This is a genomic window from Haloplanus salinarum (genome assembly GCF_024498175.1).
Taxonomy (GTDB): domain Archaea; phylum Halobacteriota; class Halobacteria; order Halobacteriales; family Haloferacaceae; genus Haloplanus; species Haloplanus salinarum.
On record NZ_CP101823.1, the window covers coordinates 667,565 to 685,786 of the forward strand.

Sequence of the window (18,222 nt, forward strand, 5' to 3'; positions counted from 1 at the left end):
TTAATTCTGTGCCCGCGGACACCGCTCGAGCGGACGGACGGGTCGGCATCCGTCCCTCAGTCGGCGCAGTCGCAGCCGCCGCGTTCGAGCAGGGCTCCGACCTCGAACTGCCGATCACAGTCGGGACAGTAGACGCGGACGTCGACGGTCACCTGTGCGTCGCCGAGCGTGATCTCGTCCCCGGCGTCGAGCTGTGTGAGCTTGTCCCCGGTGACGGTCGCGGTCCGACTTCTGAGCCGCTGGACGCTGCGGTCGACGCTCTCGACCCGATCCGTCCGCTGGGACTCGTACTCCACCTCCCGGTGTTCCGTGAGATACGTCCGGATCGCCTGATACGAGGCGAACGCCGACCGGATCCCGTCGACGTCGACCCCGTCCCGTTCGAGTCGCCGCTCCATCCGGATACGGTCGTCGGCACTCACGTCGTCGTCGGTCAGCAACCGGTAGATGTTCTCGCCCTCCCCGTCGACCGTCTGGACGTTCCGTTCGGCAAGCGCCGCCTCGACGAGCCGCCGGTTGAAGTAGTCCGCGAGGTCACGGAGGCTGCGGCGTTCGTCCGGGTCGTCGGCCGTCCAGAGATCCTCCAGTTCCTCGCCCACCCCTTCGAGGCCGTACTCCTCGACGAGGCGCACCACCTTGCTCGGCCGCCCCCGGCTGTCGTCGCCCATGACCCCCCTTTCGAACTCACACGGATAGGTCTTGCTCAGGCGTCGCGTGCGGAATTCGATCGCGTTACCGGTTCCGCGATGGAGGCTCGCGGTAGCGAGCGACGCCCGAGGAACCTGGACCGGACGAACGTTCGTCCGTCCGCGCGGCCCGCGTCGAAATAATTAATTACACAGACAAACGAGTACGGGCGAGAACCATGCCGACCCTCGATTCCGTCTCCGTCGAGACGCTGCGCGACGAGTTGCGGCGCGTCGACTCGTCGAAGGCCGCACAGCGGCTGATGATCGCCATCGCGCACAAGGACGGCGTGTCACAGACGACGCTCGCCCGACGGTACGGCTACTCCCGGAAGACGGTCTACAACTGGCTCACTCGCCTCGAACGGGAGTCCCTCTCGGCGGCCCTCGAGGACGACCCGAAGCCCGGACGTCCGTCGCGGCTCGACGACGCGGAGCGTCGCCGACTGGAGGCACATCTCCGGATGGATCCCGCTGCGTTCGAGTACGACCACTCCGAGTGGACGCCCGAGCTGGTCCGACGACATCTCTCGGATGCGTTCGACGTCTCCTACACGCTGCGGTCGGCCCGGACGATGTTAAACGAGGCCACGTCCGAGGAGCGATGATCCGGGCGCTGTACGGGCCGACAAAATATGCAATTACTTATTTCGAACGTTTCGCCGACTCGGGGTTCCGACCCTCACTCGTCGACGAGCAACAGTTTGCCGACGAAGTCGCCACGCTCGGCGCGGCGGTGGGCCTCCGCGACGTCGTCGAACGCGTACCGCTCGTCGACGTGCGGGGCGAGGACGCCCTTGTCGACGAGCGTCGCGATGGTCTCCAGTTCCGCGCCGATCCGTTCCTGTCCCCGCCCTGCCAGTACCGGGTAGATGACGAGTACGACCCCGAGTTCGAGCGAGGTGGCGTGCATCGGCGCGAGGTCTACGTCCGTCGCCTCGCTGGATTCGGTCGTGACGACGGAGCCGTAGGGACGGACCGCCTCGAACGCCGTGTCGAGGTGGTCGTCGCCGACGGGGTCGAAGACGACGTCGAAGCCGGCGCCGGCCGTGTGCTCGTCGACGTACGTCCCGACGTCGGCCTGGGTGTAGTCGACCGTGGCGTCGGCTCCCAGGTCCCGGGCGAGGGCGCGTTTCTCCTCGCTCGACCCCGTCGCGGTGACGGTCGCCCCGAACCAGTCGGCCAACTGGACGCCGACGTGGCCGACGCCCCCCGTCGCGCCGTAGACCAGGACGTCGTCGCCGACGTCGACGGTGGCCTTGTCGGCGAGCATCTCCCACGCGGTCAGGGCGACGACCGGGAGCGCGGCGCTGTCCGCGAGCGGGATCGACTCGGGAGCGTGCGCGAACGTGCCCGCGTGCCCGACGACGTAGTCCGCGAGCGCGCCCTGCCGGCCCACGCCGCCGGGCATGCCGTACACCTCGTCGCCCGCCTCGAACGCCTCGACGTTCTCGCCGGCCGCGTCGACGACGCCGGCCACGTCACAGTGGAGCGTCGCCGGGAAATCCGGCGTGAAATCGGGGATATACCCCTGTCGGACCTTGTAGTCGACCGGGTTGACGCTGGAGGCGACGACCTCGACGCGGACCTCGTCGGGCCCCGGTTCGGGTACCGCGGTCGTCGTCCGCTCGAACACGTCCGGGCCGCCGAACTCCTCGATCGTGTAGGCGTTCATCTCGGAAGACATTTCGAACCGGGGTTGGGGACTCGGACGGGTATACCCGGTGTTCGCGGAGAGGCGGGTGGGCGTTCGACGGCCGGCCGCCGGCTGGAGCCCCTCAGAACGGGGTACTCGGTCCCTCGTCGGTCGCCCCGTCGGCCGCCGTCTCGGCCCGGCCGATCAGCACCCTGAACTCCCCGGGGTCGCGTGCCCGGTACTCCCAGCGGAACGCCGGTCCGGCCTCGGCGTCGAACTGGTGATAGAGCGGCTTGGGGTCGTGGTCGTTCACCAGGACGACCCCCGTCCCCGGGTCGAGCGCGTCGTAGGCGTCGAAGATCCGCTCGTGGCGCTGGGCTGGCGGCAGGTCCCGGACGTCGAGTTCCTCGATCACGTCGATGGACTCGTCGTCCGCGGGCGCGGCCGAGACGCCGTCCGCGTCGGCATCGGACGCCTCGGTCTTGACGACCTCGACGCGCCACTCGCCCCCGCCACGGCTCGCGTACTCCCACTCGACGACGTCGCCGTGCATCGATTCGAGTTCGTGATACAGCGGCTTTGGATCGTGGTCGTTCACTAGGACGAACCCCTCGCCCGCCCCCAGCTCGTCGAAGGTTTCGAGGAGGACCCGGTGTCGCCGCCGGGGTTTCAGATCGCGGACGTCGACCGTCCCGCGGGCGTCATCGAGGGGGTCGCCGACGGTCACCCGCAGTTCCCGCGGCTCCGCGTCGGGGTCCGCGTACGTCCAGTCCAGTGCCCGCCCGCGCTCGATCACGTAGCGAACCAGGTGTGGATCGACGTCCCGCTCGGCCACGACGGCGACCTCGTCGCCGGCGTCGGCCGCCGCCAGCACCTCGAAGAGTCGGGCACGGTGCTCCCCGCCCGGCCGCTCCCGCAGATCGATCTCCGCTGTCGGCTCCATACCTGTGGATACCGAGGCGGACGTATGGTCACTTCGTCGAAGTGGTTCGGGACCCGTGGAAAACGTGTTCGCGACCGACCCTATCCCGCCGGGGACGCGACCCGACGACGTGGCGTGGCGTCGTCGACGGGTGTCCCTCGAGAGTCACCGCCCGCCTACCGCCCCGTGGGCGACCGGGCCGTAGACGGCCGCGACGACCACCGCACCGGTCCGGTCGACGGTGTGTTCGTGGACCGCGAGTTCCGCGTCGCCGTCCCACTCCCAGTCGCGGAGTCGTCGGGCGTCCGCGAGTTTCTCCCGGAGATCCGCCCGCACGGCCGCCGCCGACGCCGCGGAACTCTCCATCAACACGCCACCCTCACGGGCGCGGATCCAGCCCAGACCGGCGGCGACCGTCTCGTCCGGCCGCGTGGCCTCCGCCTCCGCGAGGACTACCCCGACCGACGTGCCGACACCGTACTCGGCCTCGACGCGACCCACCTTCGAGACCGACCGCTCGGGCGGGACGACCGACGAGTAGGTGACGAGGTTGTAGTTGTGGATGCCGGCCCCTGCCAGCGCGGCGTCGAACGCACTCAGGGGCGTTCCGGCCTCACCGTGCCCCCACACGACCGCGATGTCGTCGCTCATGCCGACGCTTCGCGGGCGAGGGCGAAAGGGGGTTCGGTCGCGGCCGGTCGACGGACGGGGGAACTTTATCCGAGCCCTACGGACGCGTACGCATGGTACTCAGAGCGGTCGACGGCGTCGAACCGACGGTCCACGAGGACGCCTACGTCGACGACGCGGCGGTCGTCGTCGGCGACGTGACCGTCGAGCGCGACGCCTCGGTCTGGCCGAACGCGACGCTCCGCGGCGACCAACCGATCCGGATCCGCGAGGGGGCGAACGTCCAGGACAACGCCGTCTGCCACGAGGACGCGGTCGTCGGCCCGTACGCCACCGTCGGCCACACCGCCATCGTCCACGCGGCGACGGTGGAGGAACGGGCGCTGGTGGGGATGGGGGCGGTCGTCCTCGACGACGCGACGATCGGCACGGGCGCCATCGTCGCCGCCGGCAGCGTCGTCACCGAGGGGACGGACGTCCCCCCCGAGACGCTGGTCGCCGGGACGCCCGCCGAGGTCGTCAAGGAGGTGCCGGACTCCTCGTGGCGAGCCGCCGCCGACCGGTACGTCGAGAAGGCCGACCTGTACGCCGAGACGTCGACGGTCGTCGAGGAGGAATAGGGAGTCCCGTAACTGTCCACCGATTCTCGCCGGATCGTCCCGGCGAGAACCCCCGACGATCCCGATCACCCCTCCCCGATCATCCGCTCCTCGTCCTCCCACTCCCGGGAGCGGAGCTCGTACTTCTGGACCTTACCGGTCGCCGTCGTCGGGAGGGTGTCGACGAACTCGACGCGCTTGACGGTCTTGAACCCCGCGAGACGGTCGCGGGTGAACTCGATCAGTTCCTCGGCGGTGACGCCCGGAGCCGCGGGGTCGCCGCTCTCCGGGACCACGAAGGCCTTGGGCTCCTCGCCCCACCGATCGCTCGGCGCCGGAACGACCGCCACGCTTGACACCGCCGGATGCTCGAACAGCGTGTCCTCCAGTTCGATGCTGGAGACGTTCTCCCCGCCGGTGACGATGATGTCCTTCTTGCGGTCCTGGATGGCGATCATGCCGTTCTCGTCGACCGTCGCCAGGTCGCCCATGTGGTAGTAGCCCTCGGCCCGTTCGGTGAAGGCCGCCTCGGTGGCCTCGGGTTTCTCCCAGTACCCCTCCATCACCTGGTTGCCGCGGACGACCACCTCACCGATCGTCTCGTCGTCTTGGGGCACGTCCTCGCCGTCCTCGTCGACGACGCGGACCTCGGTGCCGAGAAAGCCGAGCCCCTGTCGCTTCTTGACGGCGAAGCGGTCGGCGCTGTCGTCCGCGAATCGGCGGCGGGCGTCGGAGGTGGTGACCAGCGGCCCCGTCTCGGTGGCGCCGTAGACGTGTGTGAGATACCAGCCGAACTCGTCCTCGACGGTGCGGATGGTGGCCTCCGGCGGCGCCGACCCCGCGGTGGCGATGCGCACGTCGTTCGCCCCGCTCGTGGGGACGTCGTGCTCGCGGTAGTGGTCGATCAGTAGGTTCAACACCGTCGGCGCGCCACAGAGGTAGGAGACGTCCTCGGCGACGACCGTCTCGAGGATCCACTCGGCGTCGACCCCGCGGGTGCAGACGTGTTTCGCACCCATGCCCGTGACCGCGAAGATGTGACCCCAGCCGTTGACGTGGAACATCGGGAGCGTCCAGAGGTAGACGTCGTCGTCCGAGATTTCCTGGTGGATCGTCACGAGGTAGGCGTGGAGCGTCTCACAGCGGTGACTGCGCATCACGCCCTTCGGGTCGCCGGTGGTCCCCGAAGTGTAGTTGATCGTGATCACCTCGTCCTCGCTCATCCCGGGGCGGTCGTAGTCGGTCCCCGCGTCGTCGAGCAGCGCGTCGAACCCCTCCCAGTCGCCGTCGACGGCCGCCGGGTCGTTCGTGACGAACGTCTCCGTCGGCACGCCGTCCCGGACCGCCTCCACTTTGGCCGCGTACTCGTGGTCGGCGTAGATGGCGTCGACGCCCGCGTCCGCGAGGATGTACTCGAAGTCCTCGGGCGTCAGCCGATAGTTGAGCGGCGTGTGGACCGCCCCGAGTTGCATGCTCCCGTAGGCCGCCTCCAGGTGGTAGTGGGTGTTCGGATCCAGCACCGCCACCCGGTCGCCCTTCCCGATCCCCCGGGCCTGGAGCGCGGCCGAGAACCGATCCGCCCGCTCGCCCAGTTCGTCGTACGTGTACCGATCGCCCGTCGTCGCGACGACCGCCTCGCTGTCGCCGTAATACTCCCGGGCCCTGTCGAGGAAGTCCGTCACTAGGAGCGGCTTCTGCATGACGACCCGAACGTGTCCGCCCGATTCTATAATTGTTTTTGTTGAACGACCGGCGCCGCGGGGGAACCGAGCCACTTTAACCCCCGTCAGTCCCACCCTCGGGTATGGGCTTCGGGAGCTACGACGAGTCAGAGCAGCAGAACCAAGAGATCGACGACGACGACGGGTCCGAGGGCGTCGCCGTCCACGAGAACGACCACGAGGGGGAGGTCAGCTTCGAGACGGACGCCTCGACCGACGACCTCGTCGACCAGCTGGCCGAGATCAAGGACGACGAGTAGGCGGCCGCGACGATCCGTTCTCCGACCCCCGAGCCGTTCCACGGGGTATTTACGTGGGGGCGACCAAGCTCACGATAACCGAAAGACGCGTTGTCCCCGGGACGGTCGTGGGCGTCGCCGTCGGCGGTCGTTCCGGCCGGCGCGCGCCGATCACGTCCGAACCTCCTTCGCACGGCGAACTCCGACGAGTTCTGGGACCGCTCTGATCGGCTCCCACCATGGAAATCGAAATCGCAACCATCGGCGGCTACGAGGAGGTCGGGCGACAGATGACTGCGGTCCGTGCCGGGGACGACATCGTCGTCTTCGACATGGGGCTCAACCTCTCGCAGGTACTGGTTCACGACAACCTCCAGACGGAGGAGATGCACAGTCTCGATCTGATCGACATGGGCGCCATCCCGGACGACCGGGTGATGAGCGACCTCGAGGGTGACGTCAAGGCCATCGTTCCGACCCACGGCCACCTGGATCACATCGGCGCCATCTCGAAACTCGCCCACCGCTACGACGCCCCCATCGTCGCCACGCCCTTCACGCTCGAACTCGTCGAGGAGGAGGTCCACGACGAGGGCAAGTTCGTCGTCGACAACGACCTGGTCGAGATGGAGGCCGGCGAGACCATGTCCATCGGCGAGCGGTGCGAACTCGAGTTCGTGAACGTGACCCACTCGATCATCGATGCGATCAACCCCGTCCTCCACACGCCGGAGGGCGCGGTGGTCTACGGACTGGACAAGCGGATGGACCACTCGCCGGTGATCGGCGATCCGATCGACATGAAGCGGTTCCGCGAGATCGGTCGCGAGGGCGAGGGCGTCCTCTGTTACATCGAGGACTGCACCAACGCGAACAAGAAGGGCCGCACGCCGAGCGAGTCCGTCGCCCGGAAACACCTCCGCGACGTGATGTACTCGGTCGAGGATTACGACGGGGGTATCGTCGCCACGACGTTCAGCTCCCACATCGCCCGCGTCACCAGCCTCGTCGAGTTCGCGAAGGACATCGGGCGTGAACCGATCCTGCTCGGGCGCTCGATGGAGAAGTACTCGGGCACCGCCGAGCGCATCGGCGCCGCGACGTTCCCGGACGACCTGGGGATGTACGGCCACCGGAAGTCCGTCGACCGCGCGTTCAACCGCATCATGGAGGAAGGCAAGGAGAACTTCCTACCGGTCGTGACGGGCCACCAGGGCGAGCCGCGGGCGATGCTCACCCGGATGGGTCGCGGCGAGACCCCTTACGACCTCGAAGACGGTGACAAGGTGCTGTTCTCGGCCCGCGTCATTCCGGAGCCGACCAACGAGGGCCAGCGCTACCAGTCCGAGCGTCTGCTCCGCATGCAGGGCGCCCGCATCTACGACGACATCCACGTCTCCGGCCACCTCCGTCAGGAGGGCCACTACGAGATGCTCGACGCCCTCCAGCCCCAGCACGTTATCCCCGCACACCAGGACATGGGCGGTTTCTCCGGCTACGTCGACCTCGCGTCGGGACAGGGCTACGAACTGGGTCGCGACCTGCACGTCACCGCGAACGGCAACGTGATCCAGCTGGTGTGACCGTGGCCGCGAACCGGTGCCGTCGGAGCGAACGACCGCGACGGCCGCACGACGAGCCGAACGGCCTGAAGTTTTTTCGTCCCCGGGTGTGACCCTCGGCCTGTGACTCCGGTGTTGCTCGTCGAGTTGAACCGTGGGGAGCTTCACGACGTCGAGGCCCCCGCGGAGTTCGCGACCGCCGAGCCGTTCTCGGTCGAGCTCCGCAACCACGGTGAGGCCGTCCACGTCCACGTTCGCGCCGACGACGCCCTGTCGCCGGTCGCCCGCATCGACGCCGACGGCAATCTCTTCGTCGAGCGCGAGACCACCCGCTCGGTTCCCGTCGGCGTGAGCGACGTGGACGAGTCGGTCACGGGCACCCTCGAAATCTCCACCGGCTACGGCGCCGAGACACGCACCGTCGAGGTGACGGTCGAACCAGCCGACGACGGGGGGGCGGTCGACGTCGACGAGACGCTCTCCAGCCCCGCGAACGCGGCCGAGAGCACCGACACGACGCCACTGAGCCGGCGGCTCGCCGGGGCGCTCCCCGGACGACGGGCGCTGCCGGTCCTGCTGCTCGGCCTCGTCGCCGTGGGCGTCGCGGCGGCCGTCGCGAACGCCGTCGACAGCCAGCTGGTGCTCGTCGGTGCGGGCGTCGTCGTCGGCGCGGTACTCGTCGCCCTCGTCGTCCTCTTTCAGTGACCCGGCGACCGGTGACCCCCCGGCCACCGGACGGCGACGTTTTGGGGCCGGCGCCCCACGGTCCGGTATGGTCCCGCTGGAGATGGGCTGGCGACACCTGCTGTTCGAGAACTGGCCGGTCGACCCCGCCGTCGTCGACGCGCACGTTCCGGACGCGCTGACCGTCGACGAACACGACGGCCGCGCGTGGCTCTCGGTCGTCCCCTTCACCAACGTCGCGGTCCGCCCTGCGGGGCTGCCGGAGTGGGGTGGCTTCCGACTCCCGGAACTCAACTTGCGGACTTACGTCACCCGCGACGGCGAACCCGGCGTCTACTTCTTCAGCCTCGACGCCGAGGGACTGCTCGGCGTCCTCGGCGCGCGCCTCTTCCAGCACCTCCCGTACTACTACGCCCGGGTCTCGTTGACGGGCGACGGCGACGACGGGGTTCGGTTCGTCAGCCGGCGGCGCCATCCCGGCGCCCGCCCCGCGGTGTACGCGGCGACCTACCGCCCCGTCGGGCCGGGGTTCGAGGCGCGCGAGGATCCCCTCGCTCGCTTCCTCGTCGAGCGCTACCGCTTCTACACCGAGGCGCCGGACGGCACCCTCCGCTATGCCGACATCGACCACGACCCCTGGACGCTGTATCCCGCCACCGCCGACGTGCGGACGAACACGCTCTTTGCGGCCAACGGCTTCGAGCGACCGGACGCCACGCCGACGCGCTACTACAGTCCGGGGCTCGACGTGACCGCCTCGCCGAGCAAGGTCTGGGAGCGATGAGCGACGACGCGCTCCCCGAGGACCCGGTCCTCCTGTTCGACGGCGTCTGCAACCTCTGTAACGGGTTCGTTCGGTTCCTGGCTCCCCGCGACACGGCGGGGCGCATCCGCTACGCGTCGCTCCAGTCCGAGGCGGGGCAGGCGTTGCTGGCGCGGGCGGGGCTCCCGGAGGATCCGGACACGGTGGTGCTCGTCGAGGGCGACCGGGCCTACACGAAGTCCGCCGCCGTCGTCCGGGTCGCGGAGTTGCTCGGGTGGCCCTACCGCCTCCTCCGGGTCGCCCGCCTCCTCCCCCGACGGCTCCGGGACGCCGGCTACGACGTCGTGGCCGCCAACCGGTACGACTGGTTCGGCCGCCGGGAGCGGTGTATGGTGCCGGACGACGACGTGCGCGACCGTTTCCTCGACGACGGAGTGTGAGCGCGTCCCCGGCGCGCCCTCGGAAGGATTTTAGTCGGGTCGCTCGCAGGTTCGTGTATGACATCGAACGACGACGCGGACGCGGATCGCATCCTCGACGGCATCACCGTCGTGGATCTCACCACGTTCGTGACCGGCGGGTTCGCGACGCTGATGCTGGCGAACCAGGGCGCGGAGGTCATCAAGGTCGAACGGCCCGAGGTCGGCGACGACAACCGCCACTCCGGACCGCCCTTCGTCGAGCCGGACCCGGACTACGACGGCCCGGGGCGGACCGCCGACGACAACGGCGAGTCGCCTTACTTCTGGACGATCAACTACGACAAGCTGAGCGTCGAGTTCAACCTCAAGACCGACTCGGGGCTCGAAGCGCTGTACGACCTGGTCGAGGAGGCGGACGTGGTCGTCGAGAACTTCCGGCCGGGAACCGCAGAGCGCCTCGACGTCGGCTACGACGACCTCCGCGAGGTGAACGAGGATATCGTCTACTGTTCCATCTCCGCGTTCGGCGAGACGGGGCCGTGGAGCAGTCGCCCGGGGTACGATCTCCTGGTGCAGGGAACCAGCGGCATCATGAGCGTCACGGGACCGGAGGACGGCGACCCGGTGAAGGTCGGCCTGCCCCAGACCGACCTCATCACCGGCATGTGGGCGGCGTTCGGCATCGTCGGCTCGCTGTTCCGGCGGGAGCTCACGGGCGAGGGCGACCGGATCGAAATCGGGATGCACGACGCCGCGCTCCCGTGGCTCACCAAGCAGGCCGGCAAGGCGTTCGTCGGCGAGCAACCGGAGCGCATGGGGACGAAAGACCCCGTGCTCGCCCCCTACCAGGCGTACCCCACCGCCGACGGCTACCTCAACGTCGGCTGTGGCAACCAGAAGCTCTGGGAGGAGCTCTGTGCGGCTATCGACCGACCGGATCTGGCCGAGGACGACCGCTTCGCCAGCAACCCCGACCGCGTCGCCAACATGGACGAACTCGAAACCGAGCTGTCGGCGGTGTTCCGCGAACGGCCGACCGACGAGTGGGTCGACCTGCTGGCCGACGAACACGGCCTCCCCGTCGGCCCGGTCTACGACGTGCCGACCGCCCTCGACAACGAGCAGACCGAGGCCCGCGACGTGATTCGCGAGGTCGACCATCCCGCGCTCGGGACGGTTCCCGTGATCGAACACCCGCTCAACTACGAGCACGCCGACGCCGGCTTCGACGGCGCGCCGCCGCTCCTCGGCGAGGACACCGAGGCCATCCTCCGGGGACTCGGCTACGACGACGCCGCGTTGACGCGACTCCGGGACGAGGGCGCGATTCCGGGCGAGTAACGTCCGTGGGGGGCGGCCACACGCTTATATCCCGCCCCCGGTAAGGGGTGGCACTCACCGACGATGACCCCGAGTACGGAGCGAATCACCGTCCTCCACGTCGACGACGACCCGGCTTTCGCCGACATGGCTACGACCTTCCTCGAACGCGAGGACGACCGGTTCGACGTCGAGACGGCCACCGGCGCGGAGGAGGGACTGTCGCTGCTCGGGTCGATGGACGTCGACTGTATCGTCAGCGACTACGACATGCCGGGGCGGAACGGCCTCGAGTTCCTCGACGCCGTCCGCGAGGACCACCCGGATCTCCCCTTCGTCCTCTTCACCGGGAAAGGGAGCGAGGAGATCGCGAGCCGGGCCATCTCGGCGGGCGTCACCGACTACCTCCAGAAGGGCGGCGGCACGGGACGGTACGCCGTCCTCGCGAACCGCATCACCAACGCGGTCGAACAGTACCGCTCGCAGCGGGAACTCGAAGCCAGTCAACAGCGACTCTCCCTGTTCATCGAGCAGTCGCCGCTCGGCGTCCTGGAGTACGACAGCGACTTCGAGATCGTCCGCCTGAACGACGCCGCCGAGGAGATTCTCGGGTACTCCGAGTCGGAACTCCGCGGGGAGACGTGGGAGAAGATCGTCGCCAGCGACAGTTACGAGAGCGTCGATGCGGTCACGTCCAAGCTGGCGAACGGCGAAGGGGGCTATCACAGTATCGACGCGAACGTCCGCAAGGATGGCGAGCGGATCGTCTGTGAGTGGCACAACCGAGTCATCACGGACGAGGAGGGCGAGGTCGTCGCCGTCTTCTCGCAGTTTCAGGACGTCACCGAGCGCCGGGAGCGCCGGCGGCGGATCGAGGCGCTCCACGAGGCGACCCGCGAGTTGATGGCCGCCGATTCGCGTCAGACGGTCGCCGAGCGGGCGGTCGAGACGGCCCGCGACGTCCTCGGCCTGCAGATAAACAGCGTCTACCTCTACGACGGGGACGCCGACGCCCTCGTGCCTGCCGCGGTCACCGACGAGGCCGTCGAGTTGATCGGCGAGCCACCGGTCTACGACCCCGGCGAGAGCCTCTCGTGGGAGGCGTTTCGGACCGGCGAGGTCCGCGTGTTCGAGGACGTCAGCACCGAACCCGGTCGCTACAACCCCGACACGGCGTTCGGCTCGGAGATCATCCTGCCCCTGGGCGACCACGGCGTGATGTACGTCGCGGCGACCGAGGCCGGGGCCTTCGACGAGTCCGACGTCACGCTCGCGCGGACGCTCGCCGCCAACACGCAGGAGGCCCTCTCCCGGATCGAACGCGAGCGGACGCTCCGCGAGAGCCGTCGCCGCTACCGGACGCTCGTCGAGGACTTCCCCGACGGCGCCGTCTTCCTCTTCGACGAGGATCTGGAGGTCGTCCTCGCCGGCGGCGCCGAACTCGACGCCCTCGGGCTGGCCCCCGAGACGTTCGTCGGCCGGACCGTCGAGGGCGTCTTCGGCACCGACGTCGCCGACGTGCAGGCTTCCCACTACCGTGCGGCCCTCGACGGCGAGGAGCGGATGTTCGAGCAGTCCTATCACGGGGAGTGGTACCAAACACACATCGTCCCCGTCGACCACCTCGATACGATCGAGGGCATGGTCGTCGTGCGGAACGTGACCGAACGCAAGGAGTACGTCCGGCGCCTGGAGACGCTGATCAGCAACCTCCCGGGGATAACGTATCGCTGTCGGAACGAACCGGGGTGGCCGATGGAGGATCTCCGAGGGGAGGTCGAGGCGCTCACCGGCTACACCGCCGCAGAACTGGAGTCCGACGCCGTGAGTTGGGGCGACGACGTCCTCCACTCCGGAGACCGAGCGGAGGCCTGGGAGGTCGTGCAGGACGCCCTCGACGACGGCGACTCCTTCGAGGTCACCTACCGCATCCACGCGGCGGACGGCACGGTCAAGTGGCTCTGGGAGCGCGGCCGAGCCGTCCCCGACGCCGACGGCGAGCCGGCCGTCCTGGAGGGGTTCATCACCGACGTCACCGAGCGCAAGGAGCACGAGGCGACGCTCCGTGCCGAGCGCGAGAAGATCCGGCGACTGTTAGAGACCAGCCCTGTCGGCATCATGATCGTCGACCCCGACGGCTCGTTCCGACGGGCGAACGAACGCGCCGAGGAGATCCTCGGCCTCTCGCGGTCGACGATCACCGACCGCACCTACGACGACGCGGCGTGGAGCGTCGTCGACGCCGACGGCGAGCCCATGCCCGCGTCGGAGCTCCCGGTCAGGCGTGTCTTCGAAACCGGCGAGCCCGTGATGAACCACGAACAGGGAGTCGACCGCCCGGATGGGGAACGTCGGTGGATCTCGGTCAACGCCGCACCCCTGACCACGGCCGACGGCGAGGTCGAGGCCGTCGTCGCCGCGATGATGGACGTCACCGACCGACGCGAGGGGGAGCAGGCCCTCCGCCGCCGGACCGCGGAACTGGAGGCGACGACGAGCCGACTCCGGGCGCAGTACCGCCGCCTCTTCGAGGAGGCGCCGGTCATGGCCGTCGTCACCCGCCTCGAGGAGGGCACGCTGATCGTCGAGGACTGCAACCGCCTGTTCGCCGAGACGGTCGGTTACGACCGGACGGACGTCGTCGGCCGCGAACTCGGGTCCTTTTACACCCCCGACTCACGCCGTCGACACCGGACGGATGACGGCTACGAACCCGCGACCGTCGGCGAACTCGTCCGCACCGACCGAAAGCTCCGCACGGCCGACGGCGACGTCGTCGAGACGCTCCTCCGGTCGGTCCCTCGTCGGGACGCGGACGTGACCGGCACGCTCACCTTCTACATCGACGTCAGCGAGCGACGGGAACTGGAACGCGAGAAGGAGCGACTGGACGAGTTCGCGAGCATCGTCTCACACGACCTCCGCACCCCGCTCAACGTCGCCCGCGGGCAGGCCGAACTGGCACGGGAGGTCTGCGAAGCGGGCCGCGACAACCTCGATTCGGTGATCCGTGCCCACGAGCGCATGGAGTCGCTGATCGACGACCTGCTCGCGCTCGCCCGGAGCGGGATGGGGATCGACGAAGTGGAACCGGTCGCCCTCGACGACCTGGTCCGGGAGTGCTGGACCACCGTCGAGACGGGTGCAGCCGAACTCGTCGTCGCCACCGACCTGACGATCCGCGCCGACCGGAGTCGCCTCCGACAGCTGCTGGAGAACCTCGTTCGGAACGCAGTGGAGCATGGCTCCACGACCGACCCGGACGCCGGGACCGACGCGGAGACCGGCGTGACGGTCACTATCGGGGCGCTCGACGACGGCTTCTACGTCGCCGACGACGGCCTCGGCATCCCCGACGCCGAGCGCGAGGACGTTTTCGACGCCGGCTACTCCACCGTCGAGGACGGCACCGGGTTCGGCCTCAGCATCGTCGAGGGGGTCGCCGACGCCCACGGGTGGGATATCCGCGTGGTCGACGGTCCCGACGGCGGCGCGCGCTTCGAGATCACCGGCGTCGAGATCGTCGAGTAGGGTCCCGGGTCCATCGACGGCGATCCACCACCGAGCGGGTTTTCCCCCCGACCGCCGTGCGTGTGGGTATGACGGATTGGACCGCGGTCCTCTGGGGGTTCGTTGCCGGAATCGTCGCCGGCCTCCTGGCCTTCTTCGTCCCGATCATCGGGCACATCGGCGCGGGGCTCGTCGCCGGCGGCGTCGCCGGCTATCTCGCCGGCGGCGGCCTCGGCTCCGGTGCGTGGCACGGCCTGCTCGCCGGCGCCCTCGACGGCATCGTCATCGTCCTCCTGATCGTCCCCCTCGCCACCCTCGTCGGCGGCATCGGGGCCGGACCACTCGGTGGCCTCGTCGGCGGGCTCGGCGTCCTGACCGTCGGACTCGTCATCGCGTTCGTCGTCGCGCTCGACAGCGCCATCGGCGGCGCCATCGGCGCGCTGGTTTCGTAACCCGACGATCGATTCCGGTGACGACTGTGGAGTGTCCCGCCGAGCGTTCGAGCGTGGATCCATCCCCTGTTGTCGGCTTCCTCCCACGTTCGCGGGAGCGACGTCCTCGTACAGCCCACCGGCACACGGAGCGTTCCGAGGACGGCTGCAGCCGTGGGCTTTCCCCTGTGCATATAAGTGGGTTATAGGCTTAAGCTACAGAACGATGCGGTTACGTCCCTTCCGTTCGTTCGTATGGGACAGCGAAACCATGCCGACGACCGAGACAGCGCGACCGACTCGAAATTCTACCTCCCCGCCGGGATCAGCCCGTCGTCCGAGGCCAGTCGGGTCGAGTCCCTCCGGGCGATGCTGTTCAGTGATCGTCCCTAACACGGCGGGATAGCCGGGACCGATTCCGGTGAGCGGAGCGGTCTCGGGGAGTCCCGCACTGCCTGTATCGATCCTCCGAGCCGGTCGTGACGTGAAAAAACGAACGGCACCCCCTCTTCGGAGCTCGCGACCGACTCAGTTAAGCCACCACACGGCCACCGTTACAGTTCCAGTAGCACGCACGACAACGTCGGTACCGATCGGCCGTCTGAAAGACCGTAACCGCGGAACCACAAATACCACGCGATGGAACAATGACCGATATCAAAGCGGTCGTCCGAGTCGAGCATCCCGATATCGTCCTCACGGAGACAGTCACTCACGATCGAAGTTCGAAGGTCACGTCGGTGTCGGAGGCGGGAACCGACCCGACGTCGGGGAGATTCTTCTATCACATAGAATCATCCGATTTCTGCCGGTTCGAAGACGGATTACGGCACGACAGTACTATTGGCGAATTCGAACGAGTCATCGAAACCAGGGACGACGAGGCGATCTATAGCTTCGAGTATACCGACGACGCGAAGGTTCTCTCACCGGTCATCTCGGCTGCGAACGGTGTCATCCTCGACATGGAAAACGACGGACGCGCTTGGGTCCTAACGGTGTGGATGCCCGACCGATCCGATCTGGTTCCCCTCTGGGAGTATGCACAACAGCATGACGTCGATATCGATCTACTGCGTGTGAACGAATACGCTAGTTTGGGAACGACCGACGCCGGATTGACCGATAGCCAACGCGAAGCACTCCTCGTGGCACTCGAAACGGGATATTTCGAAGAACCACGGGACGTAACCCTCGGCGAGGTCGCCGCTGATCTGGATATCTCACAACCTGCAGCCAGTGGTCTCCTTCGGCGTGGAATCAAGCGACTCGTCATCTCGTCTCTGGTGGACGACGGTGACTCTCCGTCGGCGTGATTCGTGCTGCTCGTTCGTTCAAGCCCAGAAGTGCGCGAGACCGGATTCGAACCACGGTCACTCCGCATTGCTCCGTTCCCTGCTTCGAATCCGTTCCTGCTCTTCGCTCACTTCGTCCGCTCATGCGCGGGACCGGATTCGAACCGGACGAAACCTCGCTTCGCTCGGTTTCTAGGGTTCAAACCGCTCCTGCTCGTTCGTCGCTTCGCTCCTCACTGCGCGGGACCGGATTCGAACCGGCGGACCCCTACGGGACAGCGTCCTAAGCGCTGCGCCTTTTCCTGGCTTGGCTACCCGCGCGCATCACCGACTTGCCGCCGAGCGGGGTAAGAAGCTGTCGCCTCGAAGATTAAGTAGCCGGACGGCGAAGGGTGACACATGTATCGCGCGCGGGACCGCGTGGACAACGAGGAGTGGGTGGCCCGACTGACGCGGGCGGCCGACGGGCTGGACCTCGACACCGAGGCGCGGTCCAACGCGGTCGATCTCTTCCTCTCGAACGTCCCCGACGAGGAGCGCTCGAAGCCCGCCGTCGCGGCCGCCAGCCTCTACGCCGGCGCATTGATCGCCGGCGAGGAGCGCTCGCAGGGATCGGTCGCGGCGGCGATGGACGTGACGCGACTGAGCGTTCAGACGCGGTGGAAGGAGTTGCTTGCCGACTCGGGGTTTCGTCCTCCGGAGTGGTGACACGTAGCGGGCGGAAGGACGTCGAGGGTCAGTCGGTCTCGGGGGTGCGCTCGGGCGTGAGGTTGCCGTGGCGGTCGATCTCGCCGCGGACGATTCGCGTCGAGGAGATGCGCTCGCCGTCCTCGGCGGGGACGTGATCGACCACTTCGATCCGGAGTGGGGCGAGCCCGCGGGCCTCCCTGATCTCGTTGATGCGCTCGGCGCCGCTCCGGGTCTCCGGCGAGACGACGATGGCGTCGAATCCCGGTTCGGTGGCGATGCCGGTGGGTTCCTCGAGGCGTCGGATCCGGTAGGTGTGGTCGTACGCCGCGGCGAGGGCGTCGAGTTCGGCGTCGACGTCCGCACGCCGGTCCTCGAAGGGGCGCACGCGCCGGGGGACCTTCCGCGTCTCGGCGGCGAGGGCGTCGCTCGTGAGGCCGACAGTGACGTCGCCGAGTTCGAACGCACGGTCGAACAGGGCACGGTGTCCGTCGTGCACCGGGTCGAACGTCCCGCCAAGCGCGACCTGCATGTCCGGGCCCACGACTCGGCGAGACTTAAACGGGTCGACTCGTGGGATCCGGCCGTCCCCGACCGCAGTCCGGCGGTGTTACTCGTCGGCGTCCTCGACGGTGATTCGGACGGGGTCGGCGTCGCCGGCGTCGTTCGACTCCCCGTCCGATCCTCGCTCCAGGTTGAACACGGCGTTCAACTGCTCTTGCACCTGGCCGACGGCCCCCTGGACGAGCGTGCTCGGCGCGATGGCCTCGTACTCGTAGGGGTTGTTGCCGGCGCCCGCGCTCTCGCGCTTGTGGCGCTCGACGGTCCCCTCCTCGTGGAGCTGTGCCAGGGCCTCCCGGACCGTACTCGGGTAGAGACCGGTCCCATCCGCGACTTCGTCGCTCGTCGATCCGGGATGCTGCCTGAGGTAGACGTAGATCCGCGCGCGCGTCTCCGTGTCGAGGATCCACGCCAGCAGGTCGACGACGCCCTCGTCGAACTCCGTGACCGCGCGGTCCGCCTCGGCCTCCAGGCGCTCGCGAGGCGACACGTCGTCGTCGGTCGCCTCCGCGTCCGCGTCGAGCCGTTCGGAGCCGTTCTCTTCTGACATGTGT

19 protein-coding genes and 1 tRNA gene are annotated in these 18,222 nt (G+C 68.4%); 12 read left to right on the forward strand and 8 right to left on the reverse strand.

Going from position 1 to position 18,222, the window contains the following annotated elements:
• Positions 1-56 precede the first annotated feature (56 nt).
• Complete coding sequence (rdfA, locus tag NO364_RS03535; RefSeq protein WP_257628538.1) at positions 57-668, reverse strand: rod-determining factor RdfA; 612 nt, start codon at positions 666-668, stop codon at positions 57-59.
• Between the two features lie 197 nt (positions 669-865).
• On the opposite strand from rdfA, the gene NO364_RS03540 reads away from it, so the two are divergent.
• Positions 866-1,294 (forward strand): helix-turn-helix domain-containing protein, encoded by a 429-nt coding sequence (locus tag NO364_RS03540; RefSeq protein WP_257628539.1) that lies wholly within the window; start codon positions 866-868, stop codon positions 1,292-1,294.
• A gap of 74 nt (positions 1,295-1,368) precedes the next feature.
• Here the strand turns inward: NO364_RS03540 and NO364_RS03545 are convergent, their stop codons facing one another.
• From NO364_RS03545 to NO364_RS03555, 3 genes are all read right to left on the reverse strand, one after another.
• Positions 1,369-2,373 (reverse strand): zinc-binding dehydrogenase, encoded by a 1,005-nt coding sequence (locus tag NO364_RS03545; protein ID WP_420191778.1) that lies wholly within the window; start codon positions 2,371-2,373, stop codon positions 1,369-1,371.
• Between the two features lie 91 nt (positions 2,374-2,464).
• A complete protein-coding gene (locus NO364_RS03550; protein ID WP_257628541.1) occupies positions 2,465-3,265 on the reverse strand; it encodes a DUF2249 domain-containing protein in 801 nt (266 codons plus the stop codon).
• Between the two features lie 144 nt (positions 3,266-3,409).
• Positions 3,410-3,895, reverse strand: a complete 486-nt coding sequence (locus tag NO364_RS03555; protein WP_157688602.1) for a pyruvoyl-dependent arginine decarboxylase — start codon at positions 3,893-3,895, stop codon at positions 3,410-3,412.
• Positions 3,896-3,987: 92 nt separating this feature from the next.
• Between NO364_RS03555 and NO364_RS03560 the strand changes: the two genes are divergently transcribed.
• Entirely contained in the window at positions 3,988-4,494 is a 507-nt protein-coding gene (locus NO364_RS03560) for a gamma carbonic anhydrase family protein (RefSeq protein ID WP_157688601.1), read from the forward strand.
• 65 nt (positions 4,495-4,559) lie between these two features.
• Here NO364_RS03560 and NO364_RS03565 read toward each other — a convergent pair whose 3' ends face one another.
• Entirely contained in the window at positions 4,560-6,173 is a 1,614-nt protein-coding gene (locus NO364_RS03565; RefSeq protein ID WP_257628542.1) for a long-chain-fatty-acid--CoA ligase, read from the reverse strand.
• A 104-nt stretch (positions 6,174-6,277) separates the two neighbouring features.
• Here NO364_RS03565 and NO364_RS03570 point away from each other — a divergent pair, with 104 nt between their 5' ends.
• The 9 genes from NO364_RS03570 to NO364_RS03610 all read left to right on the forward strand — a co-directional run bounded on the left by NO364_RS03570 (position 6,278) and on the right by NO364_RS03610 (position 16,441).
• Positions 6,278-6,454 carry a DUF5786 family protein gene (locus tag NO364_RS03570; RefSeq protein WP_157688599.1) on the forward strand — a complete coding sequence of 59 codons (177 nt, stop codon included), beginning with the start codon at positions 6,278-6,280 and terminating at the stop codon, positions 6,452-6,454.
• A gap of 218 nt (positions 6,455-6,672) precedes the next feature.
• Positions 6,673-8,016 (forward strand): ribonuclease J, encoded by a 1,344-nt coding sequence (locus NO364_RS03575; protein ID WP_157688598.1) that lies wholly within the window; start codon positions 6,673-6,675, stop codon positions 8,014-8,016.
• Between the two features lie 102 nt (positions 8,017-8,118).
• Entirely contained in the window at positions 8,119-8,700 is a 582-nt protein-coding gene (locus NO364_RS03580) for a DUF7524 family protein (RefSeq protein ID WP_157688597.1), read from the forward strand.
• Positions 8,701-8,767: 67 nt separating this feature from the next.
• Positions 8,768-9,463, forward strand: coding sequence for a YqjF family protein (locus NO364_RS03585; protein ID WP_233255297.1), 696 nt, complete (start codon positions 8,768-8,770; stop codon positions 9,461-9,463).
• Positions 9,460-9,882: a thiol-disulfide oxidoreductase DCC family protein gene (locus NO364_RS03590; protein WP_157688596.1), complete on the forward strand. Its 423-nt coding sequence runs from the start codon at positions 9,460-9,462 to the stop codon at positions 9,880-9,882. The genes NO364_RS03585 and NO364_RS03590 overlap by 4 nt, the downstream gene beginning before the upstream one ends.
• Before the next feature lie 57 nt (positions 9,883-9,939).
• Entirely contained in the window at positions 9,940-11,205 is a 1,266-nt protein-coding gene (locus tag NO364_RS03595) for a CaiB/BaiF CoA transferase family protein (protein ID WP_157688595.1), read from the forward strand.
• Positions 11,206-11,268: 63 nt separating this feature from the next.
• Positions 11,269-14,715, forward strand: coding sequence for a PAS domain S-box protein (locus NO364_RS03600; protein WP_257628543.1), 3,447 nt, complete (start codon positions 11,269-11,271; stop codon positions 14,713-14,715).
• A gap of 68 nt (positions 14,716-14,783) precedes the next feature.
• Entirely contained in the window at positions 14,784-15,146 is a 363-nt protein-coding gene (locus NO364_RS03605; RefSeq protein ID WP_257628544.1) for a DUF5518 domain-containing protein, read from the forward strand.
• A 626-nt stretch (positions 15,147-15,772) separates the two neighbouring features.
• Positions 15,773-16,441 carry a helix-turn-helix domain-containing protein gene (locus NO364_RS03610; protein WP_157688592.1) on the forward strand — a complete coding sequence of 223 codons (669 nt, stop codon included), beginning with the start codon at positions 15,773-15,775 and terminating at the stop codon, positions 16,439-16,441.
• A 216-nt stretch (positions 16,442-16,657) separates the two neighbouring features.
• Here NO364_RS03610 and NO364_RS03615 read toward each other — a convergent pair.
• A tRNA-Leu gene (locus NO364_RS03615) sits at positions 16,658-16,741 on the reverse strand.
• Between the two features lie 78 nt (positions 16,742-16,819).
• Between NO364_RS03615 and NO364_RS03620 the strand changes: the two genes are divergently transcribed.
• Entirely contained in the window at positions 16,820-17,128 is a 309-nt protein-coding gene (locus NO364_RS03620) for a transcription initiation factor IIB family protein (protein ID WP_157688591.1), read from the forward strand.
• A 28-nt stretch (positions 17,129-17,156) separates the two neighbouring features.
• On the opposite strand, the gene NO364_RS03625 is transcribed toward NO364_RS03620, so the two are convergent.
• On the reverse strand, positions 17,157-17,639 hold the full coding sequence (locus tag NO364_RS03625) for a phosphopantetheine adenylyltransferase (RefSeq protein ID WP_157688590.1): 483 nt from the start codon (positions 17,637-17,639) through the stop codon (positions 17,157-17,159).
• Between the two features lie 78 nt (positions 17,640-17,717).
• Positions 17,718-18,218 (reverse strand): winged helix-turn-helix domain-containing protein, encoded by a 501-nt coding sequence (locus NO364_RS03630; protein ID WP_157688589.1) that lies wholly within the window; start codon positions 18,216-18,218, stop codon positions 17,718-17,720.
• Positions 18,219-18,222 lie beyond the last annotated feature (4 nt).

Bases quoted from the DNA above. Each gene is read 5' to 3' on its own strand.
- rdfA (WP_257628538.1), bottom strand. From the start codon at position 668: ATGGGCGACGACAGCCGGGGGCGGCCGAGCAAGGTGGTGCGCCTCGTC.
- NO364_RS03540 (WP_257628539.1), top strand. From the start codon at position 866: ATGCCGACCCTCGATTCCGTCTCCGTCGAGACGCTGCGCGACGAGTTG.
- NO364_RS03545 (WP_420191778.1), bottom strand. From the start codon at position 2,373: ATGTCTTCCGAGATGAACGCCTACACGATCGAGGAGTTCGGCGGCCCG.
- NO364_RS03550 (WP_257628541.1), bottom strand. From the start codon at position 3,265: ATGGAGCCGACAGCGGAGATCGATCTGCGGGAGCGGCCGGGCGGGGAG.
- NO364_RS03555 (WP_157688602.1), bottom strand. From the start codon at position 3,895: ATGAGCGACGACATCGCGGTCGTGTGGGGGCACGGTGAGGCCGGAACG.
- NO364_RS03560 (WP_157688601.1), top strand. From the start codon at position 3,988: ATGGTACTCAGAGCGGTCGACGGCGTCGAACCGACGGTCCACGAGGAC.
- NO364_RS03565 (WP_257628542.1), bottom strand. From the start codon at position 6,173: ATGCAGAAGCCGCTCCTAGTGACGGACTTCCTCGACAGGGCCCGGGAG.
- NO364_RS03570 (WP_157688599.1), top strand. From the start codon at position 6,278: ATGGGCTTCGGGAGCTACGACGAGTCAGAGCAGCAGAACCAAGAGATC.
- NO364_RS03575 (WP_157688598.1), top strand. From the start codon at position 6,673: ATGGAAATCGAAATCGCAACCATCGGCGGCTACGAGGAGGTCGGGCGA.
- NO364_RS03585 (WP_233255297.1), top strand. From the start codon at position 8,768: ATGGTCCCGCTGGAGATGGGCTGGCGACACCTGCTGTTCGAGAACTGG.
- NO364_RS03590 (WP_157688596.1), top strand. From the start codon at position 9,460: ATGAGCGACGACGCGCTCCCCGAGGACCCGGTCCTCCTGTTCGACGGC.
- NO364_RS03595 (WP_157688595.1), top strand. From the start codon at position 9,940: ATGACATCGAACGACGACGCGGACGCGGATCGCATCCTCGACGGCATC.
- NO364_RS03600 (WP_257628543.1), top strand. From the start codon at position 11,269: ATGACCCCGAGTACGGAGCGAATCACCGTCCTCCACGTCGACGACGAC.
- NO364_RS03605 (WP_257628544.1), top strand. From the start codon at position 14,784: ATGACGGATTGGACCGCGGTCCTCTGGGGGTTCGTTGCCGGAATCGTC.
- NO364_RS03610 (WP_157688592.1), top strand. From the start codon at position 15,773: ATGACCGATATCAAAGCGGTCGTCCGAGTCGAGCATCCCGATATCGTC.
- NO364_RS03620 (WP_157688591.1), top strand. From the start codon at position 16,820: ATGTATCGCGCGCGGGACCGCGTGGACAACGAGGAGTGGGTGGCCCGA.
- NO364_RS03625 (WP_157688590.1), bottom strand. From the start codon at position 17,639: ATGCAGGTCGCGCTTGGCGGGACGTTCGACCCGGTGCACGACGGACAC.
- NO364_RS03630 (WP_157688589.1), bottom strand. From the start codon at position 18,218: ATGTCAGAAGAGAACGGCTCCGAACGGCTCGACGCGGACGCGGAGGCG.